Consider the following 22,935-nt stretch of genomic DNA (forward strand, 5'->3'; position numbering starts at 1 on the left):
GGCATTTTCAGGCAATCCCCTTCAGGAATGCGACCAGGTCGGTTTCTTTGTCAAGATCAAATTTTTGTTTTAACCGGTACTTGGTCATGCGTACACTTTTGGGCTCCACGTGCAGCAACCCGGCAATCTGCTTGGTATCCATACCCAGGTATAAATAGGCACAATACTTCAGATCGAGCGAGGTAAGCTTTTGAACAGAACGTTCATGGATATTTTTAAAAAAGTTAGGGTGCACTTCCTGGATACTGAATTGGGCTTTTTCGAAATCGCCATCCAGTAAATCTTCATCCCGGATGATCTGCTGGATATTCACCGGCTGCGCTTCCTTTAATTTTTCTTTCAGCTGTAGCAGCAATTCGTTTTTATGCTGCACCTGCAACTGGCTCATCATGATCTCGTCGCGTAGTTTTTGCTGTTGCAGTTCCAGCAATTCCTGTTCGGCTTTTAAGCGTGCGCTTTCTGCCAGCTGCAGACGCAGACGGGTTTGCGCATCATGCTGCTCCGCCTCCAGCTTTTTCTCACGTTCCACCGAATATTTCAGGTTAAAATGATACGAGCGGAACATAAAAAAGGCGCCCAGCAACCCGATGCCGGCCAGACCGAAATAGAGATGCTGCGCCTTCTGCTGGCTGCGGGCCTTGTCTTTTAACACCTGCACTTCCTGCTCTTTTTTCGCCGCCTGGTATTGCGCTTCCAGCTTATTCACCATCAGCGCCTGGTCTTCATCAAATAACTTTGTATTGTTCTCCAGCAGTTCCTTTTCCAGTTCATAAGCCTTTGAGTAATGCCCCTGCGCGGCATACAGGGCCGCCATATCCGATAACAGGGTGTTGCGGGTATGGTAAAATGGTTTGGCTGCTGTATCCAGCGTTTGCTTGGCCTGCAGGTAGTAACGCTCTGCCTGGGCAAAATCATTAGCGCGCCTGGCCAATGTTCCCAGCATGCCATAACAACTGGCAATAATATCCTGGTTATCTGCCACCCCCTTTGCGGCAAACTGAAGCACCGACCGAAGGGTATCTGTAATGACCTGGCGGATCTGCGGATCGTTGGCGGTATCATACTTGAGATAATAGCTCGAAAGGTTCATCCGTGCCAGCGCATAGGTATGATAGGCCACTTTTCCGGGGTACTTAAAGAACAGGTCACCGGCGGCCCGCGAATAATACATGGTAGAGTCCAGATCGGCCTGCTTTTTTTCTTTGTCGTACCGGTAAGGATACACGACGGCAAGCGCCGAATAGGCAGAACTCAGCAGGTTTTGATCGCCTGCCGCGGCCGCCGCTGTTGCTGCTTTGCTTGCATAATACAGGCTTTTGGGAAAATCATTATAGGTGGTATAAACAGCATATAAATAATAATAACACTTGGCCATCAGAAAAGGATCCTTGCCGGCAGGCTCTACATCCTTTAAGATTTGCTGGCAAAGGGTAACCAACATATCATCTTTATCAATATTATAATAGAACACCGCTTTTGCCAGCAGAGCGTAATCTTTTACCAGGGAAGCATTTGACATCCCCGCGATCTTCTCTGCCGAATCCAGGTACTGCTGTGCCAGCTTATAATCGCCTTTGTTTAGCTGAATATGCGTGAGCAATCCATAAGCCTTCGCTTGCTCCAGGTTATTCCTTTGGGACTCCGCCATTGCGGCATAGCTTTTGGCGGTGGCCACAGCCTGCTCATAGTCATCATTGTACCGGTACGCTTCGGCCAGTTTAAAATACAGGCCCGTTGTGGGAGCCACGGCCAGCTCTTTTTTCAAACTGTCGATATAGGGATTCTGAGCTCCGGCATTCAAAAAGAACAAGACCAGGACTGTTACAACGCTTTTCATGAGGTGAATTTATAGAATTCTTGCTGTCCGGCATTATATCTTCCAAAAAACAACACCCCAACTCTTTTGATAAAAATATGTGTATCAACAATTTAAAATCATTGTAGACATTTTGTAGACACCCCTTACTCCGAATGTAGCCATTATGTAATGGCATAAAATTTTGCCGGAAGCTCATCCCTATGCAGTTTTACCCCGGTATCAATTACGCTTTAAACAAAAAAAAATGAGTAACAAAGACCTATCCGTAATCTCCTATCTTACTATTTTCGGCTGGCTTTACGCCTATATTAAGGGAAAAGAACAGCCCGACCGCTTGCTGAAATATCATCTGCGACAATTCCTCGGACTTTTCCTCCTATCGCTTGTTGTTAATATCGCTGTTGGCATCCTGACTCGTCTTATTCCCGGGATCAGTGTTCTTTCCTACCTGAGCGGTATTGCATTCCTTATTTTATGGATCTTCGGCCTGCTGAATGCCATCAACGGCGTCGAAAAAAACATTCCCCTGGTCGGAAAATTCTTTGAAAACAAATTTGCTTTCATCGGTTAAAAAAGATCCAGGCAAATATTTCTCCTGATACCGGCCGTTGCCCGCTGTTTCATAAAGAAACAGAAAAACACCACTCATACATTCGCTCTTTATTCATTGCCGGCTTTTACCTGGATGGGAAACAAAAAGGTTGTACATTCACGGGCAGGATCTGCAAGGGAGCCTGCAGGAACTTATGAATGAATGACCTTTCCGGTCCACCGGAATCTAAAAATTAAAACATGAGCTTACCTTTTATTGAAATTATCGAGTCGCCCACTCCCGACCCGAACCTCCTGATGTGGAAATTTGCCGACAAAGACAAGGAAATTAAAAATGGCGCTAAATTAACCGTAAGAGAAAGCCAGCAGGCATTATTGCTGAACGAAGGACAGCTGGCAGATATTTTCTTGCCCGGGCTGCATACCCTGTCAACAGAAAATATTCCCATCATCAGCCGGCTTAAGGGATGGAAGTATGGTTTCGAAAGTCCCTTCAAAGCGGATGTTTACTTTTTTAACACCCATCATTTTATCACTAATAAATGGGGCACGCCTGCACCCATCTTAATGAACGACCCCCGGTTTGGACAGGTGCGTATACGAGCCTTTGGCAGTTTTGACATTAAAATCGCAGATCCCGGTACTTTTTTCAGCACCTATGCCGGCACATTCCCCCGCCTGACCATTTTTGAGCTACAGGCCCAGTTGCGCGATTTTGTGGCGCCGAAATTCGGAGAAGTCCTCGCAAAAGAACAGATCCCTGTAACCGCTGTGGCCGGCAATATAACCGATCTTGGCAAGAAGATCGAACCGCACCTGAAACCCTATTTTGCTTCCCTGGGCCTTGAGCTGACGCAGTTCATCATTACCAGTGTTACGCTGCCGGAAGAAGTAACCGCGTTTTACGATAAAGTTACCAATATGAATATGGTAACGGACATGGATAAATTCACAAAGTTCAATACAGCCAATGCAATCGGGGATAAAGGCACGGTCCTGAACGATGCGACGCAAACGGCGATGGCCATGGGCCTGATGATGAACCAGCTTCAGCAAAACCGGACGGATATTGCAACACCGGCAGCCGCACCCAAGGAAGACATTACGGCAAAGCTGCAAAAGCTCAAAACACTTTTTGAAAACGGCCTGATCGACGATGAAGAATACAAAGCCAAAAAAGCCGAGCTATTAACACAGTTATAATGGAAGAAAAGAAAGCACAATCCTTTTTAGAAAAACTCAAAGCCAGGGCACAGGCCCAGGAAAAATACGGCGGCCCTATAACAGAAAAAGAAGCCCATATCGGAGCGCGCACCTGCCCCAACTGCGGGGCCGGGAGGGCCAAGGACGACGGCATCAGCCATTGCGCTTATTGCGGTTTCGAATTTTTGCAGGTAACGCTCACGGATGGGCTGCATATTAAAAAAGAAGACAACTCAAGAGAACATCAATAAAACCGATTCGTGATTATACGGCGCGGTATCCACTTAAAAAAGAACAGCCGGCAAATTATGGTACCAGCGTTTAACCCGTTCAAAAAAACACGAAGACCTTTCAGCACTTCCTCGTAAAACAGGCGCGATCGCCGCCGGCAAAGCAGGCCGCGGCCCGCGGAAAGAACAATAAAGTTCAGAAACGGATCAAAGCATTACAACGCTCCGGTAATTCAAAAAGCATAAAACAATGTTTGGTTTATTTGGCAACAAAAAAGAGACCGGGAACCCGGTACCGTCAGAATGGACACAGCAGATGCGCGAGACGCAGGATCGGTGGTTTGCGTTTCTTCAGAAACTGGAAGAACGGGTTGAAGAGCTCTGCCTGGCGGCCATACCCGAGCTAAAAGCCATGCGCAGCAGCACCGATGCCATATATGAAGCCAATATCGGCCAGGTTTGGAGCGGCATCCGCGGACAAATCAACCAGGTGCGGGAAAAAGCCCGGCAAACAGAAGCACAAAAGATCCGTCCTTTTTATTACCAGATGGATAACGCGGGTCTTTCCTATACCGCAACCCTGCAGTTCAGCGAGACCTGCGCCGAGCGCTACCGGAGATTCGAGGATTTTTGCAATCACTGGCAGGAACAAGTTGAAGCCGCCACCAGGCAGGACCACGAAGCCCTGTATCAAAAAATCCTGGATGAGCATGCGCAACTGAAAAACCAGTTCAAATGCCAGCAATGTGGCGCGCCCATTGAACTGGAAAAAATTTATTTCACCACCAGTTACCTGCAATGCCCGGCATGTCGCACGCAAAACACCTACGAACCCAGTACACTGGCAAAAAGCCTGAGCTGGATTGCACGGGATCTTGCAGAGGAACGCACGGCGCATTTGCTGGAGGCCTACCATAACGACTCCGGCCGGAACCCGGATCTTTACCGTTACTATTTGCGGAGCATGTTCGACGAATGGAACCGGATCGTTCCCGATATGGCAGCTTCCAACGAAAAATTTTACCAGCGACAACTTGACGATTTCAATAAATCTGTCTGACCACCATCTATTTATAACACTTTAAAGCAAGGATCATGTTTAAAAAATTCCTGAACAATCTCCTCAGCAACGAAGCTGAACAGCAAAAAGAACAAGTACAGGGAGCCAACCCGTTCCATCAGCCCTTCAACCCGCATGCAAATAAAGCAAACGATGATAACGACATGCCGGCACCGGGAAATCATCACCAGTTTGACCCCCAAACACAGCACGGCACCCATTACACCAAAGAAGCCTTTGATGCTGCAGCAAACCGGCATTATGAAGAACTGCTGGCCAACCAGGATGAAGTCCTCAGTGAAAACGAAAAACGGAACTTAAAAAGAGAAGCCATTAAGCAGTTATACCTTCAGTGGAACGGGCATAACTACGACCAGCTTATACAATTTGAAATGGCCAACTCCATGGAGCTTACCGGTTATGCCACCCAGGGATTTAACCAGGTGCAGGAAGAAGGGAATCCGCTGTACGAACCAATCCATGGCATTTCGCTGTACGACTATGCCGGCATTGCACATGCTACCACACAGGGCATTCCTGAAGAAACGATCCTGAAAGCCATGGGTATTGAAAAAGCGGTATGGGAAGAAGTAAACCTCCTTTGGCCGGAACGGATGAAAGAAGATGCCAGCTTTGGCATCATGACCAAATATGGCGAATACTTTGCCATTGCCGGCGAACATCCCAAACTGGCCGGCCTGAAACCGGCTGCTGCAGCCGCACCGGATGGAAACGCCAACCTGGAAAAATTAAAAACTGACCGGTATTTTTACGAAGAACTTTGCGGTGCAAGAACTGCAGCTTACGAATACGGGTTGGATGGCGCTCAATGGATACTGGAACACTTCGGCATTAACCTTTCCGACTTCCAGTCTGTTGCCATGAACTGGATGACCGCACAAAACCAGCAGTTCAATAGTAACGAGATTCAACATTATATGGATTATCAGCTACAGAAGCAAAAAGAATATGCGGAACGATTTGCAAAAGAGCAGGGCGGAAATATTGCCGACGACGTAACCTTCTAAACCGGTAGCAGCCAGCAGTTATGCTTTTATAATCCGGGCCCGGGGTGATCAGACGACACCGGTCAAATGGAATAAAATAGTTGCGCGGCCACCCCTTTTCTGCAAGCAGCAACCGTTCATACAAAGGTAAAACCCATCACTCCGGTAATGCATCGGTTCATCCGGTGCGCAACATTATTTTCTTACTACAAAACAGTTGATAAAAAACGCACATGCAATCATTCAAACACTTTACAGCCGAGGGCAATGTATACAAAATGAAGCCCTCCTATTTTTTGCCCATTGCGCTGATCATTTTTTTACCGCTGCTCAGCTACCTGATACTCCGTGAGGGCAAATACCCCGTTATTGGCTGGCTCTTGCTCGCATTCGCCGCATTAGGGTTTGCGGGCATGATCTCTCGGTCGCTGGTCATTGATCTGAACAACCGCGAGATACGCGCCAAAGCCGCCTTGCTGCGGCCCGCCGTTCGGATTCCCCTGTCCGACTTTCAAAGCTTTGAGCTGCATCAGTTAAAACAGGGCTTGTTTACCACCAATACTTCTTTGAATATATGCTACCTGAAAGACGGGAAAACAAAACGAGCCCTTATCGCCCAGGGCGTTACTACCCGGGCAATGCAGCGCATCTTAAACGAAATCGACGAAATCATCAGCAATCATGACCGCCAGAGATAAATATAAAATTGAAGAAACGCCGCAATCTGTTTCGCTGCAACCGCATTATCATCTGTTAAAAAGCCTGTACTGGTTTGTAGCAGCAATAGCAGGCCTCGCAGGCGCTGTTTATATCTTCTATCAGCAATTGGGCGAAGGCGGCCGCGTGCTCGGGTATTCAATAATCGCTTACCTGTTCCTGCATGGGCTGTATGATTTTATTTTCCGCGTCAATGTGCGTTATGTATTCGACAAAACCCGCAATGCGGTTTTTAAGATCAATACACCCTTTCCTGAAAAACAATTAATGACCCTGGACGAACTGGTCATCTTTGTCAGTTCAGAACAGTGCGGCTGGCATTACGCCATGGGGGCAAGAAAAAAACAATTCATAAAAAATTATGCCATCAGCGAAGACTTTGGTTCCGGGAAAAAAAGTGAGCGGTTGCTGGGGGCCTATGAAGCGGAGGTTTTAGACCCCATTTTGCGGCTAAGCGCTGTATCTTCGGTGGACGGCATGCATACGCCTGCCGGTTAAATTTTCAATGCGCGAAAACAGGTTCGTTATCTCATGCTACCATCTATTATGCCCGAGCGTTATCGCGAACACAGATGGTTGAAGTTCTGGAAAAAAGGGAACCCTTCATATATAGGCTCCCTTTTTCAATAATGCCGGCAATACCATTTATAAGCCGGGAAGCGGCCCGGTGTTTAAAAAATGGAGTGAACGAGAAGCCGCCCGCTGCGAGGTTTTTATAAAAGCCATTCCGTTTGTATAAAAAATAACGTTTTTATGTATTTTGAGAGCCGGCATATTATTAAATACATCAACTTTGCCGGCAACCAATTCAATCATACCATGAACGGAAACGAATTCAGCAATAACCGGCGGTCCTTTTTAAAAGGTGGCCTTACCCTGGGCGGCATGGCCCTGCTAAACCCTCAAAAAGCCCTGGCTGCTGCAACTGAAAAAGAAGAAGCCTTCAGGATCCTTGCAGGCCCCTACCTGCAGACCAATTTTGGCAACAGCATCTCCATTTTATGGATCACCAATAAAAACGCTGCAAGCTGGGTCAGCTATGGAACTTCAGCCGATGCACTGCATCAAACGGCATTTGGCAAAAGCGAACTGGGATTAAAACCCGCGGGGAGGATCAATTGCGTTACCCTCACCAACCTGAAGCCCGGGACAACTTATTATTACAAGATCGCTTCTAAAGAAATAAAAGATTTTCAGCCCTATAAACTTACATACGGAGCAGCACTAAACGGAGACACCGAGCAGTTTGTAAACGCCGACCCCGCTAAAGATTCCGTTTCCTTTGTAATGCTGAACGATATTCATGACCGTCCCCAATCCATACCGCACCTGCTGAACCTCGACAAAGGCAACCGGCGCGATTTTGTTTTTTTTAACGGCGACATTTTTGATTATCAAACCGACGAGCAACAAATTATCGACCATATGCTTCAGCCCTGCGATCTGTTTGCACGGAGCCTTCCCTTTGTGTATGTACGGGGCAACCATGAAACCCGCGGGAAGTTTGCACGAGACTTTTCAGCATATTTCCATCATGTAGGCCATACTGCATTTACACTGGGGCCCGCGCGCTTTGTGATCCTGGACACCGGTGAAGACAAGGACGATACGCATCCTGTTTATGCGGGTATCGTGGATTTTGATGTCTATCGCCTGGAACAGGCCCGTTGGCTGGAGCAGGAGATGCGCAGCAACGCATTTAAGAAAGCGTCGTTCCGCATTGTGATGATGCATATTCCACCCCGTTATTCCGGAGATGCACACGGAGCTGTGCATTGCACCCAGGTATTTGAACCGCTATTAAATAAAGGCAAGGTGGATCTTGTACTGAGTGGTCATACACACCGGTACAAGATCCACGAACCGGACAAGCATGGCAACCACTACCCAATCATTATCGGTGGCGGTCCCAGGGACGGTTCGCGCACTATTACACAGGTTACCGCCTCCAAAAAGGAAGTGCGGGTTCGTATGCTCGATGATTCCGGCAAAGAAGTGGGTAGCTACCTGGTAACAAAAAAATAATCCGTGTAAAGTAACTCATAAAAGCCCGGTATGCCGGCTGGCAGGTGTCAGCCCCGGTTACCGGGCTTGATTTTACATTTACCATTGGGCATTTTATCTTTCTTTCGCTGCTCCTAATAACGATGTACGATGTACTCGTTCTCCACCCTTCCATCTGCATAGAGTTTAAGAATAGCATAACCGGGAGGCGTTTCCTGGTAATAATAGGGAGCGGCCGATTTTTCATTACCCTTTCCCCACCAGAACCCACTCATGGCTCCGTTACAGAAGTAATGAACATCATTGTACCAGGCATGGTCCAGCAGGTGCTGATGCCCGCTGAGGCAAACCCGTACTTTATCCTTATGCTGATAAAACAGCTGCTTTAGTTCCTTGTGATCCTTATGCTGCCCGCCTTCCCAGGTATTGGTAACGGTAAGTATCGGGAAATGCGACATCAGCAATACATGCGTTCCGGCCGGGGTAGTTTCCAGCTGGCGCTGTAACCACTGCAGCTGCTCCTGATCCAGCGCTATGCCGTTATTGTTCCCGTCAAGAATAATAAACCGCCAGTTTTTTTTATCAACACTGTAATAGCGGTGCGGCATACCTGCCCGTTTTGCGGCGTAGTTCACCCCGTACATTGCATCTTCTTTGGAAGGCGCTGCCCACCAGTTATCGTGGTTGCCCACACAGCTGTACACTTCGTAGCCCTTAAGCGCCTGCATGCATGTATCCCAGCATTCCCATTGCTCCAGCACCCGCTCTCGGGTAATATCTTTATAATCGGCTGCATGTATAGAATCGCCTCCGTTCAGGAAAAAATCAACCTTTCTTTTTTTGATCTCCTCCAGGCATTTTACAAACCGTGCCGGCACTTCTTCATCCGGCCTTACGTGCACATCGGTAATATGCGCAAGGGTAAGCACCGGTTGATTCCGCCTGCTGCCAGCCCCTGCTGTCCGGGAAAGGGCCAGTGCGCCCGCTGTTAAAGAAATGCTTTTTAAAAAACCGCTGCGTTTCATTGTCATTTTTTTTAAATGGAGAAAGCCTTTCATACTGAAAAGCTTTCTCCGGGTTTAATGATCGTTGTGATTACCAGCCGCTGGGCTGTGTCAGGTTCTTATTCAATACGGTCTGTTCAACCGGGATCGGGAAATAATAATACTTCGGGTCTACAAAATTACGCGGCTGCACTTTATCCTTGGCAAATACGATCCGTCCGGAGGTTGTATTTGACAAATAAAACTCGCCGTCAGCAATATAATATTTCACGATTTTCGCTTTTACATTTTCGGGCAGTCCGGCAATCGGCCCCTCATCATTTTTAGACTGCAGGATAGCGATATCTTCCACCCCGTCGCCGGTAACATCGTAGCCACCCAGCGCCGGTATATACATACCGCTGGAAGCTTGTCCCAAGAGCGGTCCGGCCTTCCAACGGTAAAGATCATCAAAGCGAAAGCCCTCGCAGGCCAGCTCTACCCGGCGCTCCCGTCGTATTTCCAGGATCACACCTTTATTGCTACCGGTAACCAGGGGATACATAGCTCCAAGATAAGCATCCGGTGCGGCATTGGCTGCCACCATATTCAGCGCCGGCATGCCTACGCGGTTACGGATCTTGTTTACCGTTGCATTGATATCGCCCTGGGTAAGGGTACCCAGCTCCGCTTTAGCTTCCGCGTTGATCAATAATACTTCGGCATACCGGAAGATCGGCAGATCCGTATAATTCAGTTCCCAGCCACCTCTTAACGCCGGATCGCGCGGATAAAATTTCACCTGCAGGTAACCGCCAAAACTTGGCCGGGTAATATATGCACTGTTAGCAGGAGCTGTAGTAAACCCGGGCGGCATAATGGTCTCCGCCAGGCGGGGATCGCGGTTATTGAACATTTCTGTAAATGTTTTTTTATCATACCCGGCCACGGAAGTATAAGGGGTTCCGTCTTTCGTCAGGAATTCATCGGCCAGGCTGGAGCTCAAAGCCCACTGCCAGTCTAACACCACATGGGTGTTGTTGGCAACTCCCAGGTCTTTGCTGTTCTTCTGAAGAAAGATCACTTCTTTATTTGCGGCAATGTTATTGCTGGAGAACAGGGCCCTGTAATCAGCGGCACTGCTTCCGGAGATATCAAACCCTCCGTTGTCGATGATAGCCTGTGAAGCCGAAACCGCGCGCTGCAAAAATGTTTGGGCAGATGCCTGCAGGTTCAGCTCTGTATGGTATTTACGGTAAGTACCTTCATGCAGCGCCACCCGTGCAAGCAGGGTTAATGCGGCCCACTGGGTCAGGTAGGTGTTTCTGGGACTGGCATTTGCCGGGTACGTATTTTTTATATTGGCAACTGCATATTCCAGGTCGGCCATTACTGAATCTACTACCACCGTACGGGGATCTTTGGCTTTATACAGCAATTCGTCGTTGGTACCCATCACATGCGAGTACCAGGGCACATCCCCATATCGCTTTACCATATTGTAGTAAAAATTTGCCCGGAAAAAACGCGCCACGCCAATATAATGATTGATTGCGGCCTGATCTCCGGTAGTTTTCCCTACGTTGTCCAGCAAATAGTTGATGCTGCGCAGATTGCCCCAGTTATTCCAGCCACCAACGGTTGCAGGACTAAGGCCCCCGCGGATCAGGTTATCGACCTCACTGCCACCTGTGTTTACAGATATATTATCCGAATAGAGATCATTCCAGTTTGCTCTTAGCTGCCCGTATAATCCATTCGTATAGGTTTCCAGATCGGCCGGTGTATTAAAAAATATGTCTTTGGTAACAGAGGTTTGGGGACTGCGCTGCAAAAAATCTTTTTTACAGGAAACGCCCAGTAAGGTGGCCGCTAATAGTATATATGAAATACGTTTCATCTTAAAAAGTTAAATGCATTAAAAATTCAGGTTTAATCCAAAGGAATAGGTTCGCTGGAAGGGATAAGCAGCCTGCGCTCTGTTTCCCTCACCAATCGATTCGGGATCCAGTTTCACCTTCAGATGTGAGATTTCAAAAATATTTTCAGCACTGATATAAAACCGCACTTTATCCAGTTTCAGCCTCGTTAAAACAGCGGACGGCAATGTATATCCCAGGGTTACATTCTTTACCCGCATATAGGCGCCGTTCTGCATATACTTCTTATTGGGAATGGCCAGTGGCGACATGGCATCTTCCGCCGTATAGGCCCGTATCGCCGGAAAATAGGCATTGGGGTTCTCCGGTGTCCAATGGTCCAGATTCAATGTGGTTACATTGGTCCAGGGTTGCGCATACACGCCCCAGAAATAAATATTGGAGCTGCCGGGATACCAGTCGCGTTTGCCGATGCCCTGCAGAAAAATACGCAGGTCAACACCTTTCCATCCTCCCGAAAGATCGATACTGTATGGATAACGCGCACTCCGGTTGCCGATAATATGCATATCCCCGGGGTTTTCCAGGGTTTTATTACCCAGGTCGATGGAACCATTATGGTTCCGGTCTGCAAACTTCAGATCACCGGGATAAAAATTATAGCCCTGGTCGTCTTCACCAACAGCCCGCTGGTTGGGTGAATTTGCTACATCCTGTGCATCTTTAAAATAACCCAGTACATCCAGTCCCCAGATCTCGCCGATCTCCATTCCTTCGTAGTAGCTGAGGCTTCCTGTATTATTATTAAAGGAACCGCCCAGGTATTTTGTGGGGTTATCAAAACGGGTGATCCAGGCACGGCTGTCTGCCAGCGTTAAGGCCAGGTTGTACCAGAACGGCGAACCTGCCAGTTGCCCGTTATCTCTCCAGTTCAGCCGCAGTTCCCATCCCTTTGTTTTCAGGTCGCCCGCATTTTCTCTCGGAACGGCGGTTCCGAATACAGCGGGCAGGGTTTTACCCTGTATCAGCATATCATTGGTATAGCGGGTATATTTATCAAAATTGACGGCCAGCCGGTTGTTAAGAAGGGCCAGATCAATCCCCATGTTGACGGTAGCAATACTCTCCCAGCTAAAATTATCAGAAACCGCTCCGGGTGCATACACGGCCTGCGGCCGTCCTGCGCCCAGTATATATCCTACCTGCCCGTTGCTCATCGTAGGAATATAACCATACTCCGATACCGAAGCCTGGTTCCCCAGGGAGCCATATGACCCCCGAAGCTTTAGCATATTCAATGCCAGGGCATTTTTTACCGGCGCAAAAAAACTTTCTTCAGATATCAACCAGCCTGCAGATGCCGACGGAAAAAATCCCCATCTTTTTCCCGGGGGGAAGCGTGAAGATCCGTCATACCGGCTGTTCAATTCCAACAGGTACTTTCCTTTATAGTTATACCCCAGTCTTGAAAACACCCCCTGAACCGCCCAATCCCGGATGGTTTCGCTATTGGTGATATCCCCGGTGCTTACGCCGGGAGACGGTAACGTATTTGCGATAAGATTATTACGGCGGGTCCAGAAATCATTTGAATTAAAGTATTCCTGGTTAAACCCAACCAGTGCCTGCAGGTAATGTGCTCCGAAATTTTTGTGAAAATCGGTGTACACGTTATACACATTGTACAAACTGGTTATATTCTGATCCCGGGCCCAGGTATTGGAGAACGTGTATTGTACCGGGTTATTGGGACCTGTTTTATAAGGTACAGGAATATCATACGACCGGATGAGCGTAGATCCGCGCCGGAAGGTTGCATCGGCATTCAGATCCCATACATCTTTTATCAACGCTGCTTTTGCAGAAAAGGTAGTCAGGTACTCATTCAGTTTTTCCCGGCGGCGGCCGCCTTGTTGCAAGGCCCCCAATACCTGGGCGCCGGCACTTGTCCAGCTGCCGTCCGGGTTCTTAGGCACGTCCAGCGAATTGGTACGGTTTACATTCCAAAAGAAATCGCCATCCAGAAAAACGGGAGCTTCATAGTCGGTACTTGTCAGCAAAGTATTATTGGAAAACTTCAACCACCGGGTTACATCAAAATCAACCTTCCCTCTTACGTTATACCGCTTGTATATGTCATTTCCATATTTCAGCAACCCGTCCTGCCGGTAATAATCGCCCGAGAAATAATAACTCAGTTTGTCTGCCCGTTTGGAAATGCTGAGGTTGGCATTATACGTAGGTGCTGTTTTATTGTAGGCTTCATCCAACCAGTCTGTAGCACCATAGTAGGCCCAGTTATTGGTATTGGTCGGGTTCAGAATGACTGCAGGCAGCGAAGGATCCTCCGAACGTTTTTTTGCATACTCACGTACCGATTCGGGGTACAGGTTGTATAAGGGTTTACCGGCTTCGTTCTTGGCATCCATCACCTGGTATGGATCGGTTACAAGATCCGGCAATTTGCCGCGGGTGCGGTATCCGACCATTGCGTTTAATGCCACATTCAGATCATTTCCTTTTGCTTTTTTTGTGGTAATCAACACCACACCAAAGGAAGCCCGTGCTCCGTAGATGGCGGCCGCTGCAGCATCTTTTAATACAGAAACGGTCTCTACATCATTGGGATTGAGCCGTGCCACTTCGGCCATGGTAAACGGAATATTATCCACAATGATCAGCGGATCACCGCCATTAATACTGGTAAAGCCCCGGATATTGAAGTTAGGATTGGTAGTAGCCCTTCCATTGGAGATCGTTATATTCAGGTTGGGAATCAATCCCTGCAAACCCGCGCCCAGGTTTGAAATGGGCCGGCTTTCCAATTGTTTGGAGGTAATCATATCCACGGCTCCGGTCAGGTTTACTTTCTTCTGCACACCAAAGCCTACCACTACGATCTCATCCAGGTTTTTATCGCCCGGCACCAGCTGGATATTGCCCAGGTCTCCCGCATTTGTTTTTATTTCCTGCGTAATATACCCGATATAGGAAACCTCCAGTATGCTGTTTTCCGGTGCTTCAATAGAGAAACTGCCATCCTCCGCAGTTACCACACCTACCGTAGTACCTTTAATGCGGATGCTTACACCTGCCAGCGGCTTGCCGCCCGCTCCCGTAACCCTTCCGGTAATCCGTTGATCACCGCTTGCGAGGCGGGCCAGGTCGTTCCCATCGCGCTTTTTTATGATCACCACCCGGTCTTTGATCTCGTAGGTTACCGGCTGATCCTTACAAACCGCGTCCATGGCTTCTTTCAGCGAAACATTGAATACACGGACCGTTACAGGTTTTGTATTTCGCAAATGCGATTTTACATAAAAGAAATTATAGCCTGTTTGCGTGCGGATATCTTCCATCACTTTTTCAAAGGCCGCGTTCTTCTCGGAAAGGTTGAGTCGCTGGGCATAACCGCCGGCGCTTACCTGCAAAAAGCAAAGCAGCAGCAGACAGGAAAATACCTTTCTCATAAATAAAATGCGGTTTCCCGGCCGGGTGCCGGAACCTACCGTTTGGTTATTAAAGCACATACGATTTATTTTAGAACATGATTAATTGAAGGAATGATGCGCGCCGGACCGATTGCCCGTAACGCTGTTTTTGCATTGAAAAATTGTAAACGACGGCTCCGCCGCTGGTTAAGTATCCATGCGCCTGGTTTAATAATTATGAATAAATGTTGTTTTCGGGCAACAGATCCACTCAGGTTCGGGTAACGTAAATTTTCTTCCCGTCGATACGGAACGAAAACAATCCCGTGGCCTCCATGATCCCCAATACACCGGACACATTCTGAAAGCGCGACATAGCCCCTTTCATCTTATCCAATGGCATATTACCCTCATAAATTACCTGTACATCATACCAACGTGCAACCTTGGTCATGATCTCATATACATTTTCATCGTTAAATTCAAAGTACCCGTTCTTCCATGCAACCGAAGCATCGGTATTTACTTTTGAGACGGCCACCAGCCCCCTGCCATTAACCAACGCCTGCTCGCCAGGTTTCAATGTTTGCCGTCCGTTTATTTTCACGGACCCCTCCAGCAAAGTAGTGCGTGCTTCCGGTTCATCAGCATAACTGCTCACATTGAAATGCGTACCCAATACTTTAACATCCTGCCGGCCCGAGTGTACAATAAAGGGTTTACGGGCATCCTTTGCCACTTCAAAATAGGCCTCACCTTCCAGCTCTACCCGCCGCTCCCTTAAGCCTGTAAAGTTTACCGGAAATTTCAGGGAAGTGGCTGCATTCAGCCAAACCTTCGATCCGTCGGGAAGTGTGATCCCGAATTGCTGCGCGCGGGCAGTGATTAACGTATTGTATGCCGTTGCACCTGCAGCAACCGGACGATCCGCCAGCGCAAACGCATCCGGCTGATATACAATCGTACTATCGGTAACCTTCGTAACAATGACGCCTTTCTGCCCGGCCAGTTTTCCGTTACCACCTTCTGAAAGCAGGATCCGGCGGCCGTCCGCAAGAACAAGGGTGGCCATATTGGTTCCCGGGGCAATATCCGGTTTTATTTCGGGGGCAGCAACAACACCGGTCCGTTGTTTAAACGAAGTGTTTACCCACCTGAAGACACCCGTCAAACAAGCCGCCAGCAGTACTGCAGCTGCCGCAATCCGGATCCAGGTTCTTAAAGGAGCCGCCTTGCCATCTATTCTCCGGCTGATTTCCCGGAACATCTGCCTTTCCTTTGCATCAAGGTCTGCGGCATCCGGCTCCCTGCCCTGCTGCTGATTGCACCAGGCGTTGTATGATTGCAGATCGCTGTCGGAGGCCTTGCCCTCCTCAATGCGTTGCATAATTTTTAAAAGTTCTTCCGGGTTCACCATATTTAACGGAAACCTTAGGCCTCCTATCATTAAGAGACATCATGGGTTCGCATCCCCCAAGGAAATGTTTATTTTTTTTTGACCTCATAAACCGGCGGAGATGCCTCTTCTTCAACAAACCCGATGGAAGAAGAACGCAGCTGATAAAGGGTGCGGCTTCGGGACATCAACCAATAGAAAAAAAGACAAAGCCCGGTACAGGAGGATTTACGCTACCGCTATAAAATAATAAAGGTACCGGGCATACCCACCGGCCCTGGCAATATAAAGAAACGGAACCTGATCTGCAAGCGGCACAATACCACTCTTTATGAGCTGGGCGTTTAGAGGAAAACGCTCCAGAACGACATTTTACCCAGATGCAGTTTTAGTTTTTTCAACGTAATGGTCATCTGGTTTTCAACCGTTTTTTCGGCAATACCCAGCCGGGCGGCTATTTCTTTATTGCTCATGTATTGTTCGCGACTTAACTTGTAGATCTCCCGCGCCCGCTGCGGCAGCGTATTCACAAAATCATGGATCGCTGCCTTCAGCTCCTTGATCTCAATGCCTTCTTCCATACGGGCTTCTTCCGCTACAGATTGCATTGCAAAGACCTGGTTAAGGATCGCGGTTCTTCTTTTGCTGGATAAAATCACACGGGTAAGTTTATACTTCACGGCAGCCATCAGGTATGCTTTTAGGCAGGTGATGTTTAGTTTATCATGGTTTACCCACAGCCAAACAAACAGATCCTGTACCGCATCCGTACATTCATCCTCATCTTTCAGGATGTTGAACGCATAACGGTACAGCAGGGAAGCATAACGGGAATAGATCGTATTGAACGCCATCCGGTCGCGCTCCTTCAGCAAACCAGTCAATTCCTCATCATTATATTGCCTGTAATCGATCATGATAAAATTTTACCCGGGTGGAAACCGGGAGGCGGTATGAAATACATTGCAATAATATTACATCCCGTTACGCTATCACTTAAAATCAAATTATATTTATATTAACTTGGAAGCACTGACACCTGTTTGAATGCATGATTCATTTCTCATTTTTAACAGTCACTTCACGCCAACCAAAAAATAGCAAGCAAACCACGTCTTTCGATCCGTGAGCGATATTAGCAGAAAATTTTGACATCTGGTACTACTTTAGTGTGCAACCGTTTGCACGTTATCCGGCGCCCTGGTTCTGGTTTTATGTAGCAACCGTTCCGGGCTGCTTATTTGGTACTACCAAACTGGTCCTTATAAGCCTTGGGAGTAACCCCGGTTATCTTCTTAAAGGAGGTGGAAAAATAGGAAGGGCTCGAAAACCCGGTCTGGTAAGCTATTTCAGCAAATGAAAGTGTTCCCTGGCGGATCAGGTACTGTGCTTTCTGAATGCGCTGATTAAGGATGTACTCATGAATACCCGCCTGCAGCAGGGGTTTGGCTTTCCGGTACAACTGGATCTTGGAAAGTCCCAGGGCCCGGCAAAGATCCTGGATCGAAAACTGTTCATTAGCCAGGTTTTTTTCGATGACCGCATTCAAATCTGCCAGAAAACGTTTTTCATTTTTTCCCCCCGTTTGTTGTACCTCTTTGGGAATAGCAGCCGTAAGGTGTTCTTTTAAATGTTGCCGGTTCTTCAGCAACCCGCGAATGGTTTGCTCCAGCACATCCATGCGGAAGGGCTTCACCAGGTAGGCGTCTGCGTTGGTACGCAATCCCTCTACCTGGTTGTCATCAGTCGTTTTTGCAGTGAGCAGTACTACAGGAATATGTGCCGTACGGATATCCGACTTCAATACATTGGCCAGTTGCAGGCCATCCGTGTCCGGCATCATAATATCAGACAATACGAGGTCCGGAAATTCCTCAAAGGTCGTGCGAATGCCTTCACTGCCGTTTCTTGCAGTTATAACATGGTATTCGCCCTGCAGCCGCTCCGAAAGGAACCGGCGCAGATCGTCGTTATCTTCCACTACCAGGATACTTCCCATCCGGTCTTGCCGGATTGCCGGCTCCGGTGCGTCCGGCAAAGGCTGGGGAAGTGCGTTGTTTTCGATATGAAAATGTTCTACCCATTCAGGCATATTGCTGTGATAGCCGGAAGGGTCAGCCCTCAGAACGCCCGGCTCCCGAAGCAGCGCATCGCCCAGCGGCAAGGCAACCACAAATACAGCGCCCCGGTGTTTCTCGCTTTCCACCCATATGGAGCCTTTATGCAGCTCTACCAGCTCTTTTGACAGGGCCAGCCCCACCCCACTTCCGTTCTGGCTGCGTACATTACCCTGGTAAAAAAATTCAAACAGTCTTGCCTGTTCCTCCCCACTCAGGCCGGCACCGGAATCCGCTACTTTTATAAGTGCCCGGCTACCTTGCAAATCGGTTTCAAGGGTTACATATACATGGCCGGAATCCGGTGTGAATTTGAAGGCATTCGAAAACAGATTGAACAATACCTTCTCCATCTTTTCGGGATCGATCCAGCACTTTAAAGAGGTTTCCTTTGTAAGCAGGCGAAAATCGATGTTCCGCTGCTGGGCCAACCCTCCAAAAGCCCCCAGCAATTCGTTTACAAACAATACCAGGTCCGTTTCCTGTACCCGGAGGGTCATTTTGTTCAGTTCCAGTTTCCGAAAATCCATCAGTTGGTTTACAAGCAGCAACAGGCGGGACGCATTTTTTCGGATCAGCGCAAACTGCCCCCGCAGGTAAGCGGGTGTGCGTGTATTCCGGAGCGCTTCATCTGCGGGTGCCAGGATGAGTGTCAGCGGCGTTTTCAATTCATGCGACACATTGGTAAAAAAGTTCAGCTTCTGTTCGCTGGCTTCCTGTACCTGTTGCGCCATTGCATTGATCTGCTCGCTTTGGGAACGGATCTCATGATTCTGCGCACGCAGCAATTTATAGGCCCGGATATTTTTCCGCCTGAGATAGATCAGCAGGCCGGATAACATCAACAGCAGGAAGAGGGTTCCCAGCAGGACACCGATCAGGTTTTTTTGAGTACGGAAGGTTTTTGCCTGGCGCTTTAGCAGCAGATCCTGCCGTACGATATCTTTTTGCTGATCGATCACTTTATTAAATTGTTGTTGCAGCATTACCACGTTCGTGCTGTCAACGATGATCGTTCTTAAAAAGTCGCGTTTGGGCACTTCCTGTTTATGCAGGATCCGGGCTGCCGCCCGGATCGCTTCTCCTCCCCCCGTAGGGTAAAGTACGGAAGCCAGGAGGGCCTTATGCTCTACAAATTTCAATCCCGTTCCCGGCTGTGCATCTACCCCAATGACCCGGATACCGGGAAAGCCCAGCTGCCGGCAGATCGCAGCCGCCGTATTAGCCATTACATCGTTATGCGCAAAGATCAGTTGTGTATGGCGAAGCTGCGCTGTTAAAGCAGGCAACTGCTTCTGTACACTTCCCTCGAGCCAGTCGCCCCGGATCACCTGTACTTTTATCTGGGGAAAATCCTTCATGACATCTGCAAAACCTTTTTCCCGCTGCCGTGCAGGTGTAGACGACTGCAATCCGGTGATTTCGAGAATGTTTCCCTTTTGTTCCAGGAAATCGGCGGCATACATGCCCGCCAGCCGGCCTACCTCCGTGTTGTCTGCCCCTATAAAACTGGTATAAGAGCCCGAGTTGATATTCCGGTCAACCGTGATCACGGGGATGCCGCTTTTATATACGCTGTCGATAATGGGTGTAAGGGGCGCCGCTTCATTTGGTGAAACAATCAACAGGTCGATCTTCTTCCGCACCAGCTCCCGGATCTGTTGCACCTGGGTCTGGCTGTTATAATCCGCCTGGCGGTAAACGATCCGGAGATCCGGGTTAAAGACCAGTTCCCGGTCCATTTCTGCTCTCATCTCCTTTCTCCAGGCATCCGCATCACCCAGCTGTGAAATGCCGATTACAAATGGCTGCTTCGCCTGCCGCGCACAGCCGGCAAACAGGATCAGAATCAGAAAAACAGCTGTTTTCCTTCCCAATGCAATCGCTTGTAGGAGTATCATGATTCAAATTTAACAGGAACCTGCTACAATATTAAAATTTATTGATACAAGAATAAAAAGCAGTGTTTTCAATTTCCTCAAAGCAAAAATCCAACAAACTGATAATCAGTATAGAAAAATCACAATGTTCTAATTTCAAAATTTTAAAAGGAATTGATACGAAATCAAAACAGAACAGGCTCCGGAGCTTCCTATTTTCACGGCACGATTAAAAACAACGATTGGTATATGAAAAGTAAACTTTTGTTCTGGAGTATCGTCATTGCCCTCGGAGGCCTCTTATTCGGGATGGATGTGGCGGTTATTTCCGGCGCCGAACAACAAATACAACAGGTATGGCGGTTGAGCGATGTACTCCATGGCCAGGCGCTGGCTGCCGCTTTATATGGTACGATTATCGGCGCCTTATTCGGCGGTATCCCGGCCGAACGTTATGGCCGAAAGAAAGTGCTGCTCTGGATCGGAATCGCATTCTTTATCGCTTCGGTAGGCTCTGCCCTCGCCCAGGATGTGATTACATTCATGGCCTTCCGTTTCCTGGGAGGATTGGGGGTGGGCGCCTCCTCAGTAGTAGCGCCCATGTTTATCTCGGAAATCGCCCCGGCAAAAAACCGCGGCAAACTGGTAGCCACTTTCCAGTTCAACATCGTTTTCGGGATCCTGCTGGCTTATTTATCCAATTATCTGCTGAGTGGTTTAGGTGCCGAAGCCTGGCGCTGGATGCTGGGGATCCTGGCCCTCCCTGCAGCTCTTTTTGTAGTGCTGCTGTATTTTGTACCCGAAAGTCCCCGTTGGTTAATGGTGCATCAAAACGATTATGCCGGGGCCCGGAAGATCCTGGAGGTATCGGATCCCGAAGGAGTGGAAGCAGCGATCCGATCCATACAGCAGGAGGTGGAAGCAGACCGCAAAAAAGCCAGCCTCGCTGTTTTCTTTTCCAAACGATTTATAAAACCCATCATCATGGCCACCCTGATAGCCTTGTTCAACCAGCTATCTGGTATCAATGCCATTATTTATTTCGCCCCGCGGGTCTTTGAACTGGCCGGGCTGGGCAAAAGTGCTGCTTTTTTACAAAGCGCCGGTGTAGGATTGGTAAACCTCGTATTTACCATGCTGGGACTTTACCTGATCGATCGCCTGGGCCGTAAAAAATTAATGCTCATTGGCTCGCTGGGATATATTGTTTCGCTGGGCGCCATCGCTGCCGCCTTTTATTTCCAGTACCTCGGCGGGATGATTGTACCCCTGCTCGTTTTTATGTTTATCGCTGCCCATGCCATTGGCCAGGGAGCCGTGATCTGGGTCTTTATCTCCGAGATCTTTCCCAACCAGGTACGTTCCTACGGCCAGTCTCTGGGCAGTTCTGTGCACTGGGTAATGGCAGCCATCATTACCAGCGTATTCCCCTTTTTCGCCAATAGCCCTGCCATCGGCCCGGCGAAGATCTTCCTTTTCTTTACGCTTATGATGATCCTGCAACTGCTGTGGGTACTGTTTAAAATGCCGGAAACAAAAGGCGTTTCCCTTGAGGAGATGGAACAAACCCTCCGGCGGGATCCGGGAGAATGACCTCCCAATAGATAATCCATCAAGAATGGTCACTTATGAATGAATGGCAGGCAACTGCCCATTCCCTGCTCACTATTGCCCATTCCCTGCAATTACTTTCTTTAATTATCAATATCGATTGCGATGACCAACAAAAACAATGGAATTGTATGCTTTGGCGAGCTCCTCTGGGATGTACTGCCCGACCGCGAATTGCCGGGCGGAGCGCCTATGAATGTGGCCTATCACCTGTCAAAGCTGGGACACCCCACCACCCTGATCTCACGCCTGGGAAATGATGAACACGGTCGCCGGCTGCGCGCTATACTCAACAACCGGCAGATCGATACCAGCCTTGTGCAAACTGATGCGCACTATAAGACCAGCGTGGTGCTGGCCACACCCAATGAAGCGGGCGACATGAAATACCAGATCGTTGAAAATGTGGCCTGGGATTTTATCGAGCTGGAACCTCTTCATGCTGCACGCATTGCCAACGCCCGGTATTTTGTCTTCGGGAGCCTGGCCACGCGGAACAAGGTATCGCAGGATACCCTTTTCCAGCTGATGGATATTCCCTGCAGGAAAGTACTGGACATTAACCTCAGGGCACCGTTTATCTACAAAGAACGGCTGGAGTACCAGCTTCACAAAACCCAGGTGCTCAAGATGAACGAAGAGGAACTGAACCTGGTGACCGGATGGTACAGCCGTCTGAGCCGCATTGAAGACAGGATGCAATTGCTGCAGGATCGCTTTCATATCGAAACGCTGATTGTGACCCGTGGTGCCAAAGGCGCAATAGTCAATTACAATAACCGGTTTTACGCCCATGATGGGTTTACCGTAAAAGTAGCAGATACCATCGGCAGCGGCGACAGCTTCCTCGCGGGTTTTCTTTCAAAATTTATAGCAGGTTCCTCCATCGATGTGGCATTAACCTTTGCCTGCTCCGTGGGGGCTTTTATTGCTACGCGAGAGGGCGGCTGCCCGGACTATGATGTGGGTGAAATTACCGCAGCCTTCAACACCATAACAACTTCCAAAGAAAAGATCTGATTGTTTTAAACCTACTAACAAGTAT

Annotated in this window: 17 protein-coding genes; 10 read left to right on the forward strand and 7 right to left on the reverse strand. The window is 48.5% G+C overall.

Annotated features, from left to right (window positions below):
* Positions 1-7: 7 nt before the first annotated feature.
* On the reverse strand, positions 8-1,837 hold the full coding sequence (locus tag LL912_RS08515; RefSeq protein WP_235553156.1) for a helix-turn-helix transcriptional regulator: 1,830 nt from the start codon (positions 1,835-1,837) through the stop codon (positions 8-10).
* 226 nt (positions 1,838-2,063) lie between these two features.
* On the opposite strand from LL912_RS08515, the gene LL912_RS08520 reads away from it, so the two are divergent.
* The 8 genes from LL912_RS08520 (at position 2,064) to LL912_RS08555 (ending at position 8,613) form a co-directional block, all read left to right on the forward strand.
* The gene (locus LL912_RS08520; RefSeq protein WP_235553157.1) at positions 2,064-2,390 is read left to right on the forward strand and encodes a hypothetical protein; all 327 of its coding nucleotides are present in this window, start codon (positions 2,064-2,066) and stop codon (positions 2,388-2,390) included.
* 221 nt (positions 2,391-2,611) lie between these two features.
* A complete protein-coding gene (locus LL912_RS08525) occupies positions 2,612-3,574 on the forward strand; it encodes an SPFH domain-containing protein (protein WP_235553158.1) in 963 nt (320 codons plus the stop codon).
* Positions 3,574-3,825: a hypothetical protein gene (locus LL912_RS08530; RefSeq protein WP_235553159.1), complete on the forward strand. Its 252-nt coding sequence runs from the start codon at positions 3,574-3,576 to the stop codon at positions 3,823-3,825. Before LL912_RS08525 ends, LL912_RS08530 begins: the two co-directional genes overlap by 1 nt.
* A gap of 229 nt (positions 3,826-4,054) precedes the next feature.
* Positions 4,055-4,864 carry a hypothetical protein gene (locus LL912_RS08535; protein WP_235553160.1) on the forward strand — a complete coding sequence of 270 codons (810 nt, stop codon included), beginning with the start codon at positions 4,055-4,057 and terminating at the stop codon, positions 4,862-4,864.
* Positions 4,865-4,899: 35 nt separating this feature from the next.
* Positions 4,900-5,892, forward strand: a complete 993-nt coding sequence (locus tag LL912_RS08540; protein ID WP_235553161.1) for a DUF6620 family protein — start codon at positions 4,900-4,902, stop codon at positions 5,890-5,892.
* 212 nt (positions 5,893-6,104) lie between these two features.
* Positions 6,105-6,569: a hypothetical protein gene (locus tag LL912_RS08545; RefSeq protein ID WP_235553162.1), complete on the forward strand. Its 465-nt coding sequence runs from the start codon at positions 6,105-6,107 to the stop codon at positions 6,567-6,569.
* Entirely contained in the window at positions 6,553-7,086 is a 534-nt protein-coding gene (locus LL912_RS08550; RefSeq protein ID WP_235553163.1) for a hypothetical protein, read from the forward strand. Before LL912_RS08545 ends, LL912_RS08550 begins: the two co-directional genes overlap by 17 nt.
* A 255-nt stretch (positions 7,087-7,341) precedes the next feature.
* Complete coding sequence (locus LL912_RS08555) at positions 7,342-8,613, forward strand: purple acid phosphatase family protein (RefSeq protein ID WP_235553164.1); 1,272 nt, start codon at positions 7,342-7,344, stop codon at positions 8,611-8,613.
* A 113-nt stretch (positions 8,614-8,726) separates the two neighbouring features.
* Here the strand turns inward: LL912_RS08555 and LL912_RS08560 are convergent, their stop codons facing one another.
* The 6 genes from LL912_RS08560 to LL912_RS08585 form a co-directional block, all read right to left on the reverse strand.
* Entirely contained in the window at positions 8,727-9,617 is an 891-nt protein-coding gene (locus LL912_RS08560) for a metallophosphoesterase family protein (protein ID WP_235553165.1), read from the reverse strand.
* Between the two features lie 70 nt (positions 9,618-9,687).
* Entirely contained in the window at positions 9,688-11,475 is a 1,788-nt protein-coding gene (locus LL912_RS08565; protein ID WP_235553166.1) for a RagB/SusD family nutrient uptake outer membrane protein, read from the reverse strand.
* 18 nt (positions 11,476-11,493) lie between these two features.
* A complete protein-coding gene (locus LL912_RS08570; protein WP_235553167.1) occupies positions 11,494-14,925 on the reverse strand; it encodes a SusC/RagA family TonB-linked outer membrane protein in 3,432 nt (1,143 codons plus the stop codon).
* 232 nt (positions 14,926-15,157) lie between these two features.
* Entirely contained in the window at positions 15,158-16,273 is a 1,116-nt protein-coding gene (locus LL912_RS08575; protein WP_235553168.1) for a FecR family protein, read from the reverse strand.
* A 353-nt stretch (positions 16,274-16,626) separates the two neighbouring features.
* A complete protein-coding gene (locus LL912_RS08580; protein ID WP_235553169.1) occupies positions 16,627-17,199 on the reverse strand; it encodes an RNA polymerase sigma-70 factor in 573 nt (190 codons plus the stop codon).
* Positions 17,200-17,519: 320 nt separating this feature from the next.
* Positions 17,520-20,300 carry a substrate-binding domain-containing protein gene (locus LL912_RS08585; protein ID WP_235553170.1) on the reverse strand — a complete coding sequence of 927 codons (2,781 nt, stop codon included), beginning with the start codon at positions 20,298-20,300 and terminating at the stop codon, positions 17,520-17,522.
* Between the two features lie 228 nt (positions 20,301-20,528).
* Between LL912_RS08585 and LL912_RS08590 the strand changes: the two genes are divergently transcribed.
* Positions 20,529-21,872 carry a sugar porter family MFS transporter gene (locus LL912_RS08590; RefSeq protein ID WP_235553171.1) on the forward strand — a complete coding sequence of 448 codons (1,344 nt, stop codon included), beginning with the start codon at positions 20,529-20,531 and terminating at the stop codon, positions 21,870-21,872.
* A gap of 123 nt (positions 21,873-21,995) precedes the next feature.
* Positions 21,996-22,910, forward strand: a complete 915-nt coding sequence (locus tag LL912_RS08595; protein WP_235553172.1) for a carbohydrate kinase family protein — start codon at positions 21,996-21,998, stop codon at positions 22,908-22,910.
* Positions 22,911-22,935: the final 25 nt, after the last annotated feature.

It is taken from the genome of Niabella agricola (assembly GCF_021538615.1).
GTDB lineage: Bacteria > Bacteroidota > Bacteroidia > Chitinophagales > Chitinophagaceae > Niabella > Niabella agricola.

Bases quoted from the DNA above. Each gene is read 5' to 3' on its own strand.
- LL912_RS08515 (WP_235553156.1), bottom strand. From the start codon at position 1,837: ATGAAAAGCGTTGTAACAGTCCTGGTCTTGTTCTTTTTGAATGCCGGA.
- LL912_RS08520 (WP_235553157.1), top strand. From the start codon at position 2,064: ATGAGTAACAAAGACCTATCCGTAATCTCCTATCTTACTATTTTCGGC.
- LL912_RS08525 (WP_235553158.1), top strand. From the start codon at position 2,612: ATGAGCTTACCTTTTATTGAAATTATCGAGTCGCCCACTCCCGACCCG.
- LL912_RS08530 (WP_235553159.1), top strand. From the start codon at position 3,574: ATGGAAGAAAAGAAAGCACAATCCTTTTTAGAAAAACTCAAAGCCAGG.
- LL912_RS08535 (WP_235553160.1), top strand. From the start codon at position 4,055: ATGTTTGGTTTATTTGGCAACAAAAAAGAGACCGGGAACCCGGTACCG.
- LL912_RS08540 (WP_235553161.1), top strand. From the start codon at position 4,900: ATGTTTAAAAAATTCCTGAACAATCTCCTCAGCAACGAAGCTGAACAG.
- LL912_RS08545 (WP_235553162.1), top strand. From the start codon at position 6,105: ATGCAATCATTCAAACACTTTACAGCCGAGGGCAATGTATACAAAATG.
- LL912_RS08550 (WP_235553163.1), top strand. From the start codon at position 6,553: ATGACCGCCAGAGATAAATATAAAATTGAAGAAACGCCGCAATCTGTT.
- LL912_RS08555 (WP_235553164.1), top strand. From the start codon at position 7,342: ATGTATTTTGAGAGCCGGCATATTATTAAATACATCAACTTTGCCGGC.
- LL912_RS08560 (WP_235553165.1), bottom strand. From the start codon at position 9,617: ATGAAACGCAGCGGTTTTTTAAAAAGCATTTCTTTAACAGCGGGCGCA.
- LL912_RS08565 (WP_235553166.1), bottom strand. From the start codon at position 11,475: ATGAAACGTATTTCATATATACTATTAGCGGCCACCTTACTGGGCGTT.
- LL912_RS08570 (WP_235553167.1), bottom strand. From the start codon at position 14,925: ATGAGAAAGGTATTTTCCTGTCTGCTGCTGCTTTGCTTTTTGCAGGTA.
- LL912_RS08575 (WP_235553168.1), bottom strand. From the start codon at position 16,273: ATGCAACGCATTGAGGAGGGCAAGGCCTCCGACAGCGATCTGCAATCA.
- LL912_RS08580 (WP_235553169.1), bottom strand. From the start codon at position 17,199: ATGATCGATTACAGGCAATATAATGATGAGGAATTGACTGGTTTGCTG.
- LL912_RS08585 (WP_235553170.1), bottom strand. From the start codon at position 20,300: ATGATACTCCTACAAGCGATTGCATTGGGAAGGAAAACAGCTGTTTTT.
- LL912_RS08590 (WP_235553171.1), top strand. From the start codon at position 20,529: ATGAAAAGTAAACTTTTGTTCTGGAGTATCGTCATTGCCCTCGGAGGC.
- LL912_RS08595 (WP_235553172.1), top strand. From the start codon at position 21,996: ATGACCAACAAAAACAATGGAATTGTATGCTTTGGCGAGCTCCTCTGG.